The sequence below is a fragment of the Faecalibacterium prausnitzii genome (assembly GCF_003287405.1).
In the GTDB taxonomy this organism is placed as follows: Bacteria; Bacillota; Clostridia; order Oscillospirales; family Ruminococcaceae; genus Faecalibacterium; species Faecalibacterium intestinale.
On record NZ_PRLD01000006.1, the window covers coordinates 87613 to 102660 of the forward strand.

Annotated in this window: 28 protein-coding genes; all 28 read right to left on the reverse strand. The window is 56.8% G+C overall.

The features are described 5' to 3' along the window. Positions 1-20: 20 nt before the first annotated feature. The 28 genes from rpsK to rpsJ all read right to left on the reverse strand — a co-directional run bounded on the left by rpsK (position 21) and on the right by rpsJ (position 14124). Entirely contained in the window at positions 21-431 is a 411-nt protein-coding gene (gene rpsK, locus C4N24_RS07510) for a 30S ribosomal protein S11 (protein WP_005921825.1), read from the reverse strand. 14 nt (positions 432-445) lie between these two features. Further along, on the reverse strand, positions 446-817 hold the full coding sequence (gene rpsM / locus C4N24_RS07515; protein WP_005921827.1) for a 30S ribosomal protein S13: 372 nt from the start codon (positions 815-817) through the stop codon (positions 446-448). Positions 818-899: 82 nt separating this feature from the next. Next, positions 900-1013: a 50S ribosomal protein L36 gene (rpmJ, locus tag C4N24_RS07520; RefSeq protein WP_005921832.1), complete on the reverse strand. Its 114-nt coding sequence runs from the start codon at positions 1011-1013 to the stop codon at positions 900-902. A gap of 35 nt (positions 1014-1048) precedes the next feature. Further along, the gene (gene infA / locus C4N24_RS07525) at positions 1049-1300 is read right to left on the reverse strand and encodes a translation initiation factor IF-1 (RefSeq protein WP_005937979.1); all 252 of its coding nucleotides are present in this window, start codon (positions 1298-1300) and stop codon (positions 1049-1051) included. Between the two features lie 711 nt (positions 1301-2011). Beyond that, positions 2012-2803 carry a type I methionyl aminopeptidase gene (map, locus tag C4N24_RS07530; RefSeq protein WP_097782922.1) on the reverse strand — a complete coding sequence of 264 codons (792 nt, stop codon included), beginning with the start codon at positions 2801-2803 and terminating at the stop codon, positions 2012-2014. 2 nt (positions 2804-2805) lie between these two features. Continuing rightward, a complete protein-coding gene (locus C4N24_RS07535; RefSeq protein WP_005921841.1) occupies positions 2806-3438 on the reverse strand; it encodes an adenylate kinase in 633 nt (210 codons plus the stop codon). Between the two features lie 120 nt (positions 3439-3558). Continuing rightward, positions 3559-4854: a preprotein translocase subunit SecY gene (gene secY / locus C4N24_RS07540; RefSeq protein WP_112090931.1), complete on the reverse strand. Its 1296-nt coding sequence runs from the start codon at positions 4852-4854 to the stop codon at positions 3559-3561. A gap of 1 nt (position 4855) precedes the next feature. After that, on the reverse strand, positions 4856-5296 hold the full coding sequence (gene rplO, locus C4N24_RS07545; RefSeq protein ID WP_097779113.1) for a 50S ribosomal protein L15: 441 nt from the start codon (positions 5294-5296) through the stop codon (positions 4856-4858). 20 nt (positions 5297-5316) lie between these two features. Next, the gene (gene rpmD, locus C4N24_RS07550; RefSeq protein WP_005921851.1) at positions 5317-5502 is read right to left on the reverse strand and encodes a 50S ribosomal protein L30; all 186 of its coding nucleotides are present in this window, start codon (positions 5500-5502) and stop codon (positions 5317-5319) included. A 14-nt stretch (positions 5503-5516) separates the two neighbouring features. After that, entirely contained in the window at positions 5517-6017 is a 501-nt protein-coding gene (rpsE, locus tag C4N24_RS07555; RefSeq protein ID WP_005921854.1) for a 30S ribosomal protein S5, read from the reverse strand. A 19-nt stretch (positions 6018-6036) separates the two neighbouring features. Next, positions 6037-6396: a 50S ribosomal protein L18 gene (gene rplR / locus C4N24_RS07560; protein WP_005921856.1), complete on the reverse strand. Its 360-nt coding sequence runs from the start codon at positions 6394-6396 to the stop codon at positions 6037-6039. Positions 6397-6414: 18 nt separating this feature from the next. Beyond that, positions 6415-6966, reverse strand: a complete 552-nt coding sequence (gene rplF / locus C4N24_RS07565; RefSeq protein WP_112090932.1) for a 50S ribosomal protein L6 — start codon at positions 6964-6966, stop codon at positions 6415-6417. A gap of 17 nt (positions 6967-6983) precedes the next feature. After that, positions 6984-7382, reverse strand: a complete 399-nt coding sequence (rpsH, locus tag C4N24_RS07570; protein WP_005921861.1) for a 30S ribosomal protein S8 — start codon at positions 7380-7382, stop codon at positions 6984-6986. 112 nt (positions 7383-7494) lie between these two features. Beyond that, on the reverse strand, positions 7495-7680 hold the full coding sequence (locus C4N24_RS07575) for a type Z 30S ribosomal protein S14 (protein WP_005921866.1): 186 nt from the start codon (positions 7678-7680) through the stop codon (positions 7495-7497). A 17-nt stretch (positions 7681-7697) separates the two neighbouring features. After that, the gene (gene rplE / locus C4N24_RS07580; RefSeq protein ID WP_112090933.1) at positions 7698-8243 is read right to left on the reverse strand and encodes a 50S ribosomal protein L5; all 546 of its coding nucleotides are present in this window, start codon (positions 8241-8243) and stop codon (positions 7698-7700) included. Positions 8244-8260: 17 nt separating this feature from the next. After that, positions 8261-8575, reverse strand: a complete 315-nt coding sequence (rplX, locus tag C4N24_RS07585; RefSeq protein WP_112090934.1) for a 50S ribosomal protein L24 — start codon at positions 8573-8575, stop codon at positions 8261-8263. 13 nt (positions 8576-8588) lie between these two features. After that, positions 8589-8957, reverse strand: coding sequence for a 50S ribosomal protein L14 (rplN, locus tag C4N24_RS07590; RefSeq protein ID WP_005921875.1), 369 nt, complete (start codon positions 8955-8957; stop codon positions 8589-8591). Between the two features lie 43 nt (positions 8958-9000). Beyond that, the gene (rpsQ, locus tag C4N24_RS07595; RefSeq protein WP_005921877.1) at positions 9001-9258 is read right to left on the reverse strand and encodes a 30S ribosomal protein S17; all 258 of its coding nucleotides are present in this window, start codon (positions 9256-9258) and stop codon (positions 9001-9003) included. A gap of 12 nt (positions 9259-9270) precedes the next feature. Further along, positions 9271-9456, reverse strand: coding sequence for a 50S ribosomal protein L29 (gene rpmC, locus C4N24_RS07600; protein ID WP_005921879.1), 186 nt, complete (start codon positions 9454-9456; stop codon positions 9271-9273). After that, a complete protein-coding gene (rplP, locus tag C4N24_RS07605; RefSeq protein WP_005921880.1) occupies positions 9446-9886 on the reverse strand; it encodes a 50S ribosomal protein L16 in 441 nt (146 codons plus the stop codon). Before rplP ends, rpmC begins: the two co-directional genes overlap by 11 nt. Next, the gene (gene rpsC / locus C4N24_RS07610) at positions 9886-10590 is read right to left on the reverse strand and encodes a 30S ribosomal protein S3 (protein ID WP_005921881.1); all 705 of its coding nucleotides are present in this window, start codon (positions 10588-10590) and stop codon (positions 9886-9888) included. Before rpsC ends, rplP begins: the two co-directional genes overlap by 1 nt. A 12-nt stretch (positions 10591-10602) precedes the next feature. Then, positions 10603-10938, reverse strand: coding sequence for a 50S ribosomal protein L22 (rplV, locus tag C4N24_RS07615; RefSeq protein ID WP_005921882.1), 336 nt, complete (start codon positions 10936-10938; stop codon positions 10603-10605). Positions 10939-10956: 18 nt separating this feature from the next. After that, positions 10957-11223: a 30S ribosomal protein S19 gene (gene rpsS / locus C4N24_RS07620; protein ID WP_005921883.1), complete on the reverse strand. Its 267-nt coding sequence runs from the start codon at positions 11221-11223 to the stop codon at positions 10957-10959. Positions 11224-11240: 17 nt separating this feature from the next. Then, positions 11241-12071 (reverse strand): 50S ribosomal protein L2, encoded by an 831-nt coding sequence (rplB, locus tag C4N24_RS07625; RefSeq protein ID WP_112090935.1) that lies wholly within the window; start codon positions 12069-12071, stop codon positions 11241-11243. Between the two features lie 77 nt (positions 12072-12148). Further along, positions 12149-12445: a 50S ribosomal protein L23 gene (gene rplW, locus C4N24_RS07630; protein WP_112090936.1), complete on the reverse strand. Its 297-nt coding sequence runs from the start codon at positions 12443-12445 to the stop codon at positions 12149-12151. Further along, positions 12445-13068, reverse strand: coding sequence for a 50S ribosomal protein L4 (gene rplD / locus C4N24_RS07635; protein WP_005921886.1), 624 nt, complete (start codon positions 13066-13068; stop codon positions 12445-12447). The genes rplW and rplD overlap by 1 nt, the downstream gene beginning before the upstream one ends. Before the next feature lie 14 nt (positions 13069-13082). Beyond that, complete coding sequence (rplC, locus tag C4N24_RS07640; protein WP_005921887.1) at positions 13083-13715, reverse strand: 50S ribosomal protein L3; 633 nt, start codon at positions 13713-13715, stop codon at positions 13083-13085. 97 nt (positions 13716-13812) lie between these two features. Then, a complete protein-coding gene (gene rpsJ / locus C4N24_RS07645; protein ID WP_005921888.1) occupies positions 13813-14124 on the reverse strand; it encodes a 30S ribosomal protein S10 in 312 nt (103 codons plus the stop codon). Between the last annotated feature and the right edge of the window lie 924 nt (positions 14125-15048).

Here is a 15048-nt window from a genome sequence, read left to right on the forward strand (position 1 = left end):
AATTCAATTTCCTCCTTCGATCAGACACGACGGCGCTTCGGGGGACGGCAGCCGTTGTGGGGGATGGGAGTCACGTCCTTGATCAGGGTGACTTCCAGACCGGTAGCCTGCAGCGCACGGATAGCGGACTCGCGGCCAGCGCCGGGGCCCTTGACGTAAACTTCAACAGTCTTCATGCCGTGCTCGATCGCAGTCTTGGCTGCGGTCTCGGCAGCGGACTGAGCTGCGAACGGGGTGCTCTTGCGGCTGCCGCGGAAATTCAGGGAGCCGGAGGAGCACCAAGACACTGCATTACCCTGCAGGTCGGTGATAGTAACGACAGTATTGTTGAAGGTAGACTGGATGTGAGCCTGACCAGCAGCAATGTTCTTGCGCTCTTTCCGCTTCATGCGGACATTTGCGCCCTTCTTGGCGTTATTTGCACTTGCCATTTCTCAAATCCTCCTTACTTCTTCTTGTTTGCGACAGTGCGCTTGGGACCCTTGCAGGTACGAGCATTGGTCTTGGTGCGCTGGCCGCGGCAGGGCAGATTCTTGCGATGGCGGGTGCCACGGAAGGACTGGATCTCGACCAGACGCTTGATGTCCAGAGCCACGTTGCGGCGCAGGTCGCCTTCAACGAGGATGTTTGCCTGATCGATGTAGTCACGGATCTTAGCCTCTTCGTCCAGAGTCAGATCCTTGACGCGGGTATCGGGGTTGATGCCAGTTGCTTCCAGGATCTTGTTAGCAGTGGTCTGGCCGATACCATAAACGTAGGTGAGACCCACCTGAACGCGCTTCTCGCGGGGCAGGTCAACGCCGGCAATACGTGCCATAGTAGTTTCCTCCAAAAATCATCCCATGTCAGTGTCGGGGTCTGCGCCGGGACTCTACGCACTTGACCCCCAGGCGCCCGAATTAGCCCTGGCGCTGCTTGTGCTTGGGGTTCTGGCAGATGACCATCACGCGGCCTTTGCGGCGGATGACCTTGCACTTTTCGCAGATGGGTTTCACGGAAGGCTTGACCTTCATGATGTTGAACCTCCTTTTGGTTGATGCCCTGACGCTTATTTGGAGCGCCAGGTGATGCGGCCCTTAGAAAGATCATAGGGCGACATTTCCACGGTTACCTTGTCCCCGGGCAGGATACGGATGAAATTGGTCCGCAGCTTGCCGGAGATGTGCGCTAAGAGGATGTGACCGCTGGGAGTGAGCTTCCCGGTGTTCTTATCCTCGCTCAACATTTCCACCTTAAAGATGGCGTTGGGCATGGCTTCACGCACAATGCCTTCGATCTCGATGACGTCTTCTTTAGACAAGCTATTTGCCTCCTCATTGGATCTGCTCAGTTTGTCATAATTGAGCACCGGTGCTCCCGCCCCTAAAAACAGAAAGCACTGCATTCTTCCGTGCCTGCGCCCGTTTTTGTGCAGTTTGCCGCTTCTCTTTCGGGGAGCTTTCACGCCGATCCCCAGACGGACAGGTGGCGATGAGCGCCACATACTTCATCTCCTGCGGCACAAAATCCGCAAAACGGGCAGACTAAGCCTGTCCGTCGAGGAAGTATCTGGCTTCCACAGCCATTTATAGATTATACACCTTTTGTTGTCAATTTGCAAGAGGTTTTTTCCGTATTTCCGATAAAAAATTATTCTGTGTAAAAGCTCTTTTCCGTCCCGTCCTCCTTTCGCGGTTCTCCACCGTGAAGGTGAAACTTTTTCACGAAAAGTTGTCACAATTGCACAAATTGCAGGAGGGAGGAGAGAAAAACGGATCTCGCGCAAGGACAGTGGGCTCGCCCTCTCCGTCTTTGCTACGCAAATCCACCTCTCCCAAAGGGAGAGGCCTTGGCAAAGAGATGCAGTCTGCGTGAACTGCCAAGGGCTCCCACTTTGGGGGAGCTGGCAAAGCCGACAGGCTTTGACTGAGAGGGCGAGCCCGCTAACCAAAAAGCAACTGCGACAAGAATGCTCCATACGCAAAAGAAGCCGCCGCACATCGTCTGTGCAGCGGCTCCTTTTAATGGTTGCTTACTTCAGGCTGAAGGTGGCCGGGTCAAAATCCGGGTCATCCCAGCTGCGGGTCATGATCTCGGTGCGGTCCTTCAGGATGGCGATGGAGTGCTCAAAGTGAGCAGCCAGCCCGCCGTCCTTGGTCTTGACAGTCCAGCCGTCGCTGAGCTGCTTGATCTTGTAGTCGCCCTGGCAGATCATCGGCTCGATGGCGATGGTCATGCCGGGCACCAGACGGGGCCCGCGGCCCTGATGGCCGTAGTTGGGCACCTCGGGGTCCTCGTGCAGCTCCTTGCCGGTGCCGTGACCCACAAAGTCACGCACCACAGAGAAGCCCGCGTCCTCGCAGTAGCTCTGCACGGCGTAGCCGATATCACCGATGCGGTTGCCCGCCACGGCCTGCTCAATACCCTTGTACAGAGAAGCTTTGGTCACTTCCAGCAGGCGCTGGGCTTCCAAGTCCACCTTGCCCACCGCGTAGGTGCAGGCGTTGTCGCCGTTGAAGCCGTCCACCTTGGCACCGGTGTCGATGCTCACGATGTCACCCGGGCGGATGACGATATCGTGAGAGGGGATGCCGTGGATGACGGTATCGTTCAGGCTGATGCAGGCTGTACCGGGAAAACCGTACAGACCCTTGAAGTTGGGGATGCCGCCGTGCTTCACGATGAAGTCGTAGATCAGCTTGTCCAGCTCCCAAGTGGTCATGCCTGCTTCGATGTGCTCTCCGCCGTACTTCAGGGCAGCTGCGCTCAGGGCGTTTGCCCGGCGCATACCGTCCAGCTCTTTTGCATTTTTGATCTGGATCACGCTTATGCCTCCAAAGCCTTCATGACTTCAGCCGTAGTCTCCTCGATGGAGGGGCAGAACTTGATCTCTGCCAGCTTGCCGCGGGTGCGGTAGAACTCCACCAGCGGCTCGGTCTGCTCATGGTAGGCTTTCAAACGATCCAGCACGGTTGCGGGCTGGTCGTCCTTGCGGATGACGGTCTTGCCGCCGCACAGGTCGCAGACGCCCTCCACCTTGCTCTTCTTGTTCAGGATGTGGTAGCTTGCGCCGCACTTCTCGCAGACGCGGCGGCCGCTCATGCGCTCCACGATCACGCTGTCCTCAACCTGCAGTTCCAGCACCTTGTCGATGCGGATGCCCATGGTCTCGATGGCCTCTGCCTGCGCAATGGTGCGGGGCACGCCGTCCAGAATGAAGCCGTTGGCGCAGTCAGCCTGTGCCAGACGCTCCTTCAGGATGCCGATGATGACTTCATCGGGTACCAGAGCACCGGCGTCCATAAAGCTCTTGGCCTTCAGACCCATCTCGGTGCCCTCCTTGACAGCAGCGCGCAGGATGTTGCCGGTGCTGATGGAAGGGATGTTCAGCTTTGCGCAGATGATCTCGGCCTGCGTGCCTTTGCCTGCGCCGGGTGCGCCCAACAGGATCAGATTCATAGGATCGCTTCCTTTCTTATATGCCACATGATAGAAACATACGTACAAAAGCAAAAAAGCACTGAAAAGTATGAGCGTACTCTCCTTTCCAGTGCTTTCTTACATCTTTATTGCTTCAGATCAGCCAAGGAAACCCTTGTGGTTGCGCATGGTCATAAAGCTATCGAGGCTGCGGGTGGTATCCAGTGCCACACCAACCACGATCAGCAAGCTGGTACCGCCCAGCTGAATGCTCATACCGGTCAGGTTGCCCAGAATGATCGGCAGTACAGCCACCGCAGCCAGGAAGATGGCACCGATGAGGGTGATCTTGTTCAGGGTGCGGGTGATGAAATCGCTGGTCGGCTTACCGGGACGGAAGCCGGGGATCGAGCCGTTGTTGCGGCGCAGATTGTTGGCGATCTCAACAGGGTTGTACTGGATGGCCACATAGAAGTAGTTGAATGCCAAAATCAGCAGCAGGTAGATCACAACGTACAGCCAAGAGGTGTAGTTGAAGGTATGGAAGAACGCATACCAGACCGGGTGAGCGGTCTGATCGATCTGCAAAAAGCTGCCGATAGTGCCCGGGATGGACACCAGAGCCGAAGCGAAGATGATGGGCATGACGCCGCTCATGTTCAGCTTCAGGGGCAGGTAGCTGTTCTGGCCGCCCATCTGCTTCCGGCCCACCACACGCTTGGCGTACTGGATGGTGATGCGGCGCTCTGCGTTGGTCATGACCACCACAAAGACCACAGCGACCAGTGCCAGAATTACCAGAACGGGCAGCAGGATATAGAACTGAGGCTCGCCAGCCGCTGCGCGGGTCATCAGACCCGTCACAGAGGTGTACAGCGAGGACCAGTTGGAAACGATGGAAGCGAAGATCAGAAGGGAAACACCGTTGCCGATACCCTTGTCATCGATCTGCTCGCCCGCCCAGGTGATCAGCTGAGCACCTGCAACGAAGGTAGCGATGATGACCACAGCGGCGAACACGCCGACTGCGCCGGAAACATACTTCAGTGCACCCATATTGCGGATCACGAAGTAGTAGCCAATGCTCATGATCAGTGCGACCACGGCACCGGCGTACCGGTTGATCTGCTGCAGCTTCTGCTGGCCGTCCGCTTCCTTTGCCAGATTTTCCAGCGAAGGAATGGCTACAGTCAGCAGCTGCACAATAATAGAGGCGTTGATATAGGGTGTCACACCTAACGCGAAGAGCGTGCATCTTGCCAGTGCGCCGCCGCTCATCATATTGAGGTACGAGAGCATATCGCCGTTTGCAAACATCTGCGTCAGAGCAGAGCCGGAAACGAACGGCACGGGGATGGCACAGCCAAGACGGTAAACCACGAGGATCGCCAGCGTGAACAGAAGACGATTTTTAAGCTCGGGGATCTTCCATGCGTTACGGAATGTCTGGAACACCTTACATCACCTCAGCCTTTCCGCCTGCCTTCTCGATTTTCTCTTTGGCAGAAGCGGAATAGGCTGCGGCCTTCACGGTCAGAGCCTTGGTCAGCTCGCCGTTGCCCAGAACCTTAACGCCGTCCAGGGTCTTCTTGACCAGACCCTTAGCCTTCAGAGCCTCGGTATCGACGACATCGCCGGCATTGAAAGCAGCCTCCAGGTCAGCCACGTTGACGATGGCGTACTGGGTAGCAAAGATGTTGTTAAAGCCAACCTTGGGCAGGCGGCGTGCCAGAGGCATCTGACCGCCCTCGAAACCAGCGTGCTTCACGCCGGAACGGGCCTTCTGGCCCTTGCTGCCGAAGCCGGCAGTCTTGCCATTGCCGGAGCCAATGCCGCGGCCCTTGCGGGTTGCAGCCTTATTGGCGCCCTTGCTGGCGTGCAATTCATGAAGCTTCATTGTGCGTATACCCCCTGCTATTAGGCTTCGGTGACGCTGAGCAGGAAGCCGATCTTTGCGATCTTGCCCTGCGTAGCGGCGTTGTCAGGCTGAACGGTAACGTCGCCCGGCTTCTTCAGGCCCAGAGCCTCAGCGGTAGCGATCTGCTTAGCGCCGCGGCCGATCAGGCTCTTCTTCAGCTCGATCTTGAGCATCTTATCTGCCATGGTTAGTTACCTCCTTAACCCAGAATTTCTTTCACGGTCTTGCCGCGCTTCTCAGCGACAGACTCGGCGCTGACCAGACCGCACAGACCTGCAAAGGTAGCAGCAACAACGTTGATGGGGTTGTTGGAACGCATAGACTTCGCACGAACGTCCTTGATGCCAGCAGCCTCAATGACGGCACGCACGGGGCCGCCGGCGATCATACCGGTACCGGGTGCAGCCGGCTTGAGCAGAACAGCGCCTGCGCCGTACTTGCCGACGATCTCGTGGGGGATGGTGGTGCCCTTCAGGGCAACCTTGTGCATATTCTTCTTGGCAGCGGCCTCACCCTTGCGGATAGCCTCGGGAACTTCACCGGACTTGCCGATGCCGTAGCCGATGGTGCCCTTGCCGTCGCCAACGACAACCAGAGCAGCAAACTTCATGATGCGGCCGCCCTTGACAGTCTTGGAAACGCGGTTGATAGACACAACCTTGGTGATCATGCCGTCGTCTTCACGGTTTCTCATAGCCATAATGTGTTTCCTCCTCTCATTACAGCTTCAGGCCGCCCTCACGGGCGCCATCAGCCAGGGCCTTAACACGGCCATGATAAACGTAGCCACCACGGTCGAACACGACCTCGGTGATGCCCTTTTCCAGAGCCTTTGCTGCAACCTTCTTGCCGATCTCAGCAGCGGCCTCGACGTTGCCGCCGTTGCCGTTGAAGTCCTTGTCCATAGTGGACGCCGACACCAGAGTAACGCCCTGCTCATCATCGATGATCTGAGCGTAGATGTGCTTGGCGGAGCGGAAAACATCCAGGCGAGGACGTGCTGCGGTGCCGCTGATCTTGTTGCGAACGCGGCGATGACGACGAAGACGAGCTTCGTTCTTGTCGATCTGCTTAACCATTGTCTTTCACTCCTTACCTTATTTCTTGCCCTTACCGGCCTTGCCTTCTTTGTGCTTGACGACCTCGCCAGCGTAGCGGATGCCCTTGCCCTTGTACGGCTCAGGCGGCTTCTTGGCGCGGATCTCTGCAGCATACTGGCCGACCTTCTGCTTGTCGATACCGGTAACAGAGAAGTGGTTGGGATCCTGCCACACAATGGTGCAGTCCTCGGTATCGGGGACGTTCACCTGATGAGAGAAGCCCAGGTTCATGACCAGGTTGGAGCCCTGCTTCTGGCAGCGCATACCAACGCCAACGATCTCCAGCTTCTTCTCGTAGCCGTTCACAACACCGTTCACCATGTTGGCGATGTTGGTACGGGTCAGGCCGTGCAGGCTGCGGGCCTTGGGTTCGTCATTGGGGCGGGTAACCAAAACCTCATTGCCCTCGACCTTAACGGTCATCAGGGGATGATAGTTGGAATTCAGGCTGCCCTTGGGGCCCTTGACGGTGACAGCGTGTGCTGCCTCATCGACAGTGACAGTGACACCGGCAGGAATGACGATGGGTTTTCTTCCAATTCTCGACATTGTCTTTTACCCCTTTCTTACCACACGTAGGCCAGGACTTCGCCGCCGACGTGCTCAGCACGTGCAGCCTTGTCAGTCATGATGCCCTTGGAGGTGGAAATGATCGCGGTGCCCAGGCCCTTCATGACCTTGGGCATATCCTCGCAGTTGGTGTAGATGCGCAGGCCGGGCTTGGACACACGGCGCAGGCCGGCAATAACGGGCTCGCCGTTTGCCTGATACTTCAGGGTGACAACGATGGTGCCCTGAACAGTGTCGTTCTTGACCTGCATACCCTTGATGTAGCCCTCGTCAACCAGAATCTGGCAGATAGCCTTCTTCATGTTGGAAGCGGGGATCTCCACAGAAGGGTGTTTGGCAGTGCTAGCGTTGCGGATGCGAGTCAGCAGGTCCGCGATAGGATCAGTAATCTGCATTTGCCACTAACCTCCTTAGATTAGCTCTCATTTGTTTTATAATGATACCGCCCCGAAACAAGTTGTTTGCCCCGGGGCGGATATCCGACATTCTATCCAGCCCTCTGGTAAATTACCAGGAAGCCTTCTTCACGCCCGGGATCTCGCCCTTGTAGGCCAGCTCACGGAAGCACACACGGCACACGCCGTACTTGCGCAGCACGGAGTGGGGACGGCCGCAGATGCGGCAGCGGGTGTATGCACGGGTAGAGAACTTAGCAGGACGAGACTGCTTCAGCTTCATAGACAGTTTAGCCATTTTACAAATCTCCTCCCTTAGTTGTTCTCTGCGAACGGAGCGCCCAGAGCCTTCAGCAGCTCCTTGCCCTCCTCGTCAGTCTTTGCGGTGGTGACGAAGCAGACATCCATGCCGCGGACTGCATCGACCTTCTCGAAGTCGATCTCGGGGAAGATGATCTGCTCCTTGATGCCGCAGGCAAAGTTGCCGCGGCCGTCAAAGCCGTTGCCGTTGATGCCGCGGAAGTCGCGCACACGGGGCAGAGCCACGTTGAAGAAGCGATCCACGAACTCGTACATACGCTCACCACGCAGGGTGACCTTGCAGCCGATGGGGGTGCCCTGACGCAGCTTGAAGTTAGCAACGCTCTTCTTGGCACGGCAGACGACTGCCTTCTGGCCAGTAATCTGGCCCAGATCCTTCATAACTGCTTCCAGGATCTTCTCGTTTTCCTTGGCTTCGCCGCAGGCAACGTTGATGACGACCTTGTCCAGCTTGGGGATCTGCATAACGCTCTTGTAACCGAACTTGGAGTTCAGAGCAGGAGCAATTTCATTGACATACTGTTCTTTCAAACGAGCCATTGTTCCTTACTCCTTTCTTACAGCTCAGCGCCGCACTTCTTGCAGACGCGAACCATCTTGCCGTCCTTCTCAACGTGGCCCACACGCACGGCCTTGCCGCACTTGGGGCAGACGGTCATGACCTTGGAAGCGTAGATAGCGCCCTCGGCCTTAACGATGCCGCCCTGCTCGCCCTGACGGCGGGGCTTGACGTGCTTGGTAACCATGTTCTGGCCTTCAACGATGACCTTGCCTTCAGCGGGGCTGACCTGCAGGACCTTACCAGTGTGGCCCTTGTCCTTGCCGCTGATGATCATCACGTTGTCGCCGGTTTTAACATGAAGATTATTCATTTTTAAAACCTCCTTACAGCGATTCCGGAGCCAGGCTCAGGATCTTGGTGTAGCCGGCATCACGCAGCTCGCGAGCAACAGGTCCAAAGATACGGGTACCCTTGGGGTTCTTGTCGGCCATAACGATAACGGCGGCGTTCTCATCAAAACGGATGTAGGAACCGTCGTCGCGGCGCACGCCATGCTTGCTGCGCACGATGACAGCCTTGACGACGTCGCCCTTCTTAACGGAGCCGCCGGGGGCTGCCTTCTTGACAGAGCAGACCACGACGTCACCAATGTTTGCGTATCTCTTGCGGGTGCCGCCCAGCACACGGAAGCACATCAGCTCCTTGGCACCGGTGTTGTCGGCAACTTTGAGATAAGTTTGCATCTGAACCATATCAGATATCTCCTTTCAAACTGTTCAAAGCAGCGGGCAAAGATTACTTTGCCTTCTCAACGATACGGACCAGGCGCCAGCGCACATCCTTGCTCAGGGGGCGGCACTCCATGATCTCAACACGGTCACCGATACCGCACTCGTTCTGCTCGTCACGAGCCTTGAACTTCACGGTACGCTTCAGGATCTTCTTGTACAGGGGGTGCTGCACGCTATCCTTAACGGCAACCACGATGGTCTTATCCATCTTGTCGGACACGACGACGCCGACGCGGGTCTTTCTCAGATTACGTTCTTCCATCGTTTAACCTCCTTACTGCTTCTCAGCCAGAACGGTCATCACGCGGGCGATGTCCTTCTTGACTGCTTCGATGCGGCCGGGGTTCTCCAGCTGGTTGATGGCATGCTGGAAGCGCAGGTTAAACAGCTCAGCCTTCAGATCTGCCAGCTTGCTGGTCAGCTCTGCGGTCTGCATTTCGCGGAGTTCATTAGCCTTCATTGGTGCCATCCTCCTTCACGGAGTCCTCACGGACAACAAATTTGCACTTGATGGGCAGCTTGTGCATAGCCAGACGCAGAGCCTCGCGAGCAGTTGCCTCATCGACATCTGCCAGCTCGAACATCACGCGGCCGGGCTTCACGACTGCAACCCAGTATTCGGGAGAGCCCTTACCGGAGCCCATGCGGGTCTCAGCGGGCTTTTCAGTCACGGGCTTATCGGGGAAGATCTTGATCCAAACCTTGCCGCCACGCTTGATGTAACGAGTCATGGCAACACGGGCAGCCTCGATCTGCTTGGAGGAGATCCATGCCGGCTCCAGAGCAACAAGGCCGTACTGACCCTGGCACACCACGTTGCCGCGGGTAGCCTTGCCGGTCATGCGGCCGCGCTGAACGCGGCGGTACTTAACACGCTTAGGCAGTAACATTACTTGTTGCCTCCTTCCTTCTTAGGAGCGGTCTTTGCGCTCTTGAGGACCTCGCCCTTGTAGATCCACACCTTAACGCCGATGCGGCCGTAGGTGGTAGCAGCCTCTGCAAAGCCGTAATCGATGTCGGCGCGCAGGGTCTGCAGGGGGATGGTGCCCTCGTGGTAGCTCTCGGTGCGGGCGATATCAGCACCGCCCAGACGGCCGGAGCACATTGCCTTGATGCCCTTTGCGGGAACGGTTGCGCGATCGCGGGGGCTCATGGCATTGCGCATGCACTGCTTCATAGCACGACGGAAGGTGACGCGGTTCTCCAGCTGACGAGCGATGTCCTCAGCAACCAGCTGTGCGTTGGTGGAGGGGCTCTTCACCTCGATGACATTGACGATAACGGTCTTGCCATACTCCTTGGTCAGCTTGTTCTGCAGGGCGATGCGCTCTTCGCCGCCCTTGCCGATGACCATACCGGGCTTAGCGCAGTAGATGTTAACATTAACGCGAGGAGCGGAAGTGGAAGGATCCACAGTGCGCTCGATCTCGATCTTGGGGACGCCAGCGTCCTTCAGCTGAGCCTTCAGCTCAGTGCGGATCTTGTGATCCTCGACGAGGTTATCGCTGAAATCCTTCTTGGAGGCAAACCAGCGGCTGTCCCAGTCTTTAATAACGCCGACACGAATGCCGTGCGGATTTACTTTCTGGCCCATTGTTTTCCCTCCTTACTCTTTCTCTTTCAGAACAACGGTCATGTGGCTGGTGCGCTTCAGGATGCGGTAGCCGCGGCCCTGTGCACGAGGCATCATGCGCTTCAGCGTCGGGCCGGGGCAAACGTAGCACTCGGCGACGTAGAGGTTGTTCTTGTCCATATTGAAGTTGTTTTCCGCATTAGCGGCTGCAGACTTCACCAGCTTCAGAAGGGGCTCACAAGCTGCCTTCGGGGTGTACTGCAGGATTGCCAGCGCTTCGTCCAGGGGCTTGTTACGGATCAGGTCCATAACGATAGACACCTTACGAGGACTAATGCGGGCATAACGAAGAATTGCCCGAGCTTCCATGTTGTGTTCCTCCCTCTATTACTTAGAATTACCAGTGTGGCCCTTGAAGGTACGGGTGGGAACGAACTCACCCAGCTTGTGGCCAACCATGTCCTCAGTCACATACACAGGCACATGCTTGCGGCCGTCGTGGACGGCAAAGGTGTGACCAACGAATTCGGGGAAGATCGTGGAGGCGCGGCTCCAGGTCTTGATGACCTGCTTCTTGCCGGAAGCGTTCATCGCTTCAACGTGCTTCATAAGAGCAGCCTGGACGAAAGGTCCTTTTTTAATGCTTCTACCCATTGTCTTAAACTCCTCTCTTACTTACCTGCACGCTTCACGATCAGCTTATCGGAGCGCTTATGATGCTTGCGAGTCTTGAGACCCAGAGCGGGCTTGCCCCAGGGAGTCATAGGACCGGAGTGACCAACAGGTGCGCGGCCCTCGCCACCACCGTGGGGATGGTCGCAGGGGTTCATAACGGTACCACGGCTGCCGGGACGCACGCCCATGTGGCGCTTGCGGCCTGCCTTGCCCAGGTTGACGTTCTCGTGGTCGATGTTGGAAACCTGACCGATGACTGCGGTGCAGTTCACGGGCACGTTGCGCATCTCACCGGAGGGCAGACGAACCAGAGCGTAGCCATTCTCCTTAGCCATCAGCTGAGCCATGTTGCCAGCGGAACGAACCAGCTGAGCGCCGCGGCCGGGATACAGCTCGATGTTGTGGATGATGGTACCGACAGGGATGTTCTCGAAGGGCAGGCAGTTGCCGGGCTTGATATCGGCAGACTTGCTGCTGACGACCACGTCGCCCACCTTCAGGCCATCGGGAGCAATGATGTAGCTCTTGACGCCATCGGTGTACTCGACCAGAGCGATGAATGCGCTGCGGTTCGGATCGTACTCGAGAGTCTTGACGGTAGCGGGGATATCGGTCTTCTGACGCTTGAAGTCGATGACACGATACTTGGTGCGGTTGCCGCCGCCCTGATGGCGGACGGTGATACGACCGGTGTTGTTGCGGCCGCTGTGCTTCTTCATGGGCTCCAGCAGGCTGCGCTCAGGAGCGACCTTGCTCAGGACGCTGTAATCCGTGACGGTCATGCCGCGGCGGCCCGGAGTAGTGGGGCCATACTTTTTGATAGCCATTGTGCTATTCTCCTTTGTTTATCTTATGAATTATTATCGGGGTCATATCCCCATAGAGGAACCCTCGGCGGGTTCTATCAGACCATGCTGTTGAAGAACTCGATCTCCTTGGAGTCCTTGGTCAGGGTCACGATAGCCTTCTTGGATGCAGCGGTGTAACCAGCGTGCATACCCTGACGGCGGAAGCGGCCACGGACGGAGACGGTGTTCACCTTAGCGACCTTGACGCCGGGGAACAGAACTTCAACTGCCTGAGCGATCTCGACCTTGGTAGCATCGGTAGCGACCTTGAAGGTGTACTTCTTGTCAGCGATGCCAGCCATGGAGTTCTCGGTAATGACCGGCTTCAGGATGATATCATGTGCGGTTTTCATTAGCCAAGCACCTCCTCGAGCTTCTTAGCTGCGTCGACGCTGATGATCAGCTTGTCGGCGTTCAGCACATCGTAGGTGTTCACGCTGCCTGCGAAGGTGGTCTTGACACCGGCGATATTGCCAGCGCTCTTGACGAACTTTGCATCGACAGTCTCGTTGACCAGCAGGTTCTTCTTGCCGGCGCCCACAGCGTTCAGCATAGCAACCACAGCCTTGGTCTTGTACTCGTCGCAAGCGAACTTGTCAACGACGACCATGTTGCCATTGGCAGCCTTGTCGGACAACACGCTCAGCAGAGCCAGACGCTTGACCTTGTTGTTGATGTGGTAGTTGTAGCTGCGGGGCTTGGGGCCCAGAGCAACGCCGCCGTGGGTCCACTGCGGAGCACGGATGGAGCCCTGACGAGCGTGGCCGGTGCCCTTCTGACGCCAAGGCTTCTTGCCGCCGCCGGAAACTTCCATGCGGATCTTGGTGTTCTGGGTGCCCTGACGCTGGTTGGCCAGGAAGTTCACCACAGCAATGTGGACAGCCTTCTCATTCGGGGTGATACCGAACACGGCGTCGGAAAGCTCGATCTCGCTAACGTGCTGACCGTTCATATCGACTACATTAAACTTTGCCATTGTAGCTTTCCTCCTTACGCCTTGACGCTGTTGGCCAGGGTGATGATGGTGCCCTTGGAACCGGGGACCGCACCCTTGACAGCGATCAGATTGTTCTCGGTGTCAACCTTGACAACGGTCAGGTTCTGCACGGTAACGCGCACGCAGCCCATGTGGCCGGGCAGGCGCTTGCCGGGGAACACGCGAGAGGGGTTGGAAATAGCGCCCATAGAACCTGCATGACGTGCCACCGGGCCAGTGCCGTGGCTCTCACGCAGACGGTGCTGGCCAAAGCGCTTGATAACGCCCTGGTAGCCCTTGCCCTTGGAAACGCCTGCAACGTCAACCTTGTCGCCTGCTGCAAAGACGTCAGCCTTCAGGATGTCGCCAACGTTCATTGCGGAAACGTCGTCCAGACGGAACTCACGCAGGGTCTTCTTGGGGGCAACGTTTGCCTTCTTGAAGTGACCTGCAGCTGCCTTGTTGACCTTCTTGGCGGAAACCTCGCCGAAGCCCAGCTGAACAGCCTGATAGCCATCGCTCTCGACAGTCTTCTTCTGCACGACGGTGCAGGGGCCTGCCTCGATGACGGTGACGGGGATAACCTTGCCGCTCTCATCGAACAGCTGGGTCATACCGACTTTCTTGCCGATAATGCCTTTAACCATTTTCTTTTCCTCCTGTAAAGGTTATTGGTTGGCAGCGCACGTCACTGCCAACATGACCCCTCGGGAAACGAGGGCATCGAATTTGATCGTGTGTGGTTTACAGCTTGATCTCGATGTCCACGCCAGCGGGGAGCTGGAGGCTCATCAGAGCCTCGACCGTCTTGTTGGACGGCTTCAGAATGTCGATCAGACGCTTATGAGTGCGGCTCTCGAACTGCTCGCGGCTATCCTTGTACTTGTGGGTAGCGCGCAGAACGGTAACGACCTCACGATCGGTGGGCAGGGGGATGGGGCCGGACACGCGTGCGCCGGTGCGCTTTGCGGTCTCCACGATCTTCTCTGCTGCGGCATCGATCAGCTGAGCATCATAGCTCTGCAGACGGATTCTGATTTTCTCTTTGACTGCCATTGCTTACGCCTCCTGAAAAATTGTTTTTGCCCTAGGCGAGCCGATAAATTGCTCTACACAGTTCCGGGTGTTCCTCGATTTGGCACTATAAAAACCGGTGAACCGCATGGCAGTTCTCCCGGAAACATATTAGCAAATCAAATCCGAACATTGGTTCCGCCCGTTTCGCAGAGGAGTAACTTCTCTGCCGAGGGAACGTATTCCATCGCTGTCAGTAATTTTTTCGCCCGGTTCTAAGATCGGACATACTCCGCGGAAATAACCCATCGCAGCTATCGCCGGATGACAACCTCCCGCATCAACGCATATCGCTGGCCTGCACGACTTGTATCGCACAAGCCTTTTGCAGCCGAGAGATATTTTATCACATCTTCGTCTATTTGGCAAGTGTTTTTTGCAGAAAATTACGATTTTTCTTTTTTATTTTCTCTGTTTTGTCAATGGCCGCATTTTCTGTGCAAGATGCACAATCTCAGCGCTTTTTGCCGGTGGAAAACTCCCCCGCTCCCCTTTGCAGCATCAGTATGGGCGGTAGACGCGGGGGTTATACCTATTATATAAGAGAACTCCCTCAGTCAAAGCCTGTCGGCTTTGCCAGCTCCCTCGGGGAGGGAGCCTTTGGCATGACGGGAAAGTTCCCAGCTGAAGTGTAAAGCTTCTGGGCGTGCCAGCTCCCCCTCGGGGGAGCTGTCGCGCAGCGACTGAGGGGTTTTTAATGGAGAAGCGAAAAAAGCGTTAAAGCGATAGCGCCGACTGGCGCAGCGCTAGCTTTTTTGTGCTTCGACTTCTTCTTTAGGTTTGTCAAGGGCGTGCAGCCCTTGACCCGTTGCGGGGTGGGTGGAGTCCAGAGGTAGGGAGGGGGGAGTCGGAACACCCCTCCCTGCCTCTGGCCCAGCGGAGCGTCCCTGCACGCTTGCGACAAGC

Coding starts and splice junctions, on each gene's coding strand:
- rplV (WP_005921882.1), bottom strand. CDS start 10,938: ATGGAAGCTCGGGCAATTCTTCGTTATGCCCGCATTAGTCCTCGTAAG.
- rplX (WP_112090934.1), bottom strand. CDS start 8,575: ATGAATAATCTTCATGTTAAAACCGGCGACAACGTGATGATCATCAGC.
- rpsC (WP_005921881.1), bottom strand. CDS start 10,590: ATGGGCCAGAAAGTAAATCCGCACGGCATTCGTGTCGGCGTTATTAAA.
- rplB (WP_112090935.1), bottom strand. CDS start 12,071: ATGGCTATCAAAAAGTATGGCCCCACTACTCCGGGCCGCCGCGGCATG.
- rplC (WP_005921887.1), bottom strand. CDS start 13,715: ATGGTTAAAGGCATTATCGGCAAGAAAGTCGGTATGACCCAGCTGTTC.
- rplE (WP_112090933.1), bottom strand. CDS start 8,243: ATGGCTCGTTTGAAAGAACAGTATGTCAATGAAATTGCTCCTGCTCTG.
- rplO (WP_097779113.1), bottom strand. CDS start 5,296: ATGAAGCTTCATGAATTGCACGCCAGCAAGGGCGCCAATAAGGCTGCA.
- rpmD (WP_005921851.1), bottom strand. CDS start 5,502: ATGGCAGATAAGATGCTCAAGATCGAGCTGAAGAAGAGCCTGATCGGC.
- C4N24_RS07535 (WP_005921841.1), bottom strand. CDS start 3,438: ATGAATCTGATCCTGTTGGGCGCACCCGGCGCAGGCAAAGGCACGCAG.
- rplW (WP_112090936.1), bottom strand. CDS start 12,445: ATGAAAACCGCACATGATATCATCCTGAAGCCGGTCATTACCGAGAAC.
- rplP (WP_005921880.1), bottom strand. CDS start 9,886: ATGTTACTGCCTAAGCGTGTTAAGTACCGCCGCGTTCAGCGCGGCCGC.
- rplF (WP_112090932.1), bottom strand. CDS start 6,966: ATGTCGAGAATTGGAAGAAAACCCATCGTCATTCCTGCCGGTGTCACT.
- rpsQ (WP_005921877.1), bottom strand. CDS start 9,258: ATGGAAGAACGTAATCTGAGAAAGACCCGCGTCGGCGTCGTCGTGTCC.
- rpmC (WP_005921879.1), bottom strand. CDS start 9,456: ATGAAGGCTAATGAACTCCGCGAAATGCAGACCGCAGAGCTGACCAGC.
- rpsK (WP_005921825.1), bottom strand. CDS start 431: ATGGCAAGTGCAAATAACGCCAAGAAGGGCGCAAATGTCCGCATGAAG.
- rplN (WP_005921875.1), bottom strand. CDS start 8,957: ATGGTTCAGATGCAAACTTATCTCAAAGTTGCCGACAACACCGGTGCC.
- rpsE (WP_005921854.1), bottom strand. CDS start 6,017: ATGGCTATGAGAAACCGTGAAGACGACGGCATGATCACCAAGGTTGTG.
- rpmJ (WP_005921832.1), bottom strand. CDS start 1,013: ATGAAGGTCAAGCCTTCCGTGAAACCCATCTGCGAAAAGTGCAAGGTC.
- rpsM (WP_005921827.1), bottom strand. CDS start 817: ATGGCACGTATTGCCGGCGTTGACCTGCCCCGCGAGAAGCGCGTTCAG.
- C4N24_RS07575 (WP_005921866.1), bottom strand. CDS start 7,680: ATGGCTAAACTGTCTATGAAGCTGAAGCAGTCTCGTCCTGCTAAGTTC.
- rplD (WP_005921886.1), bottom strand. CDS start 13,068: ATGGCAAAGTTTAATGTAGTCGATATGAACGGTCAGCACGTTAGCGAG.
- rplR (WP_005921856.1), bottom strand. CDS start 6,396: ATGGTTAAGCAGATCGACAAGAACGAAGCTCGTCTTCGTCGTCATCGC.
- rpsJ (WP_005921888.1), bottom strand. CDS start 14,124: ATGGCAGTCAAAGAGAAAATCAGAATCCGTCTGCAGAGCTATGATGCT.
- rpsH (WP_005921861.1), bottom strand. CDS start 7,382: ATGCAGATTACTGATCCTATCGCGGACCTGCTGACTCGCATCCGCAAC.
- rpsS (WP_005921883.1), bottom strand. CDS start 11,223: ATGGGTAGAAGCATTAAAAAAGGACCTTTCGTCCAGGCTGCTCTTATG.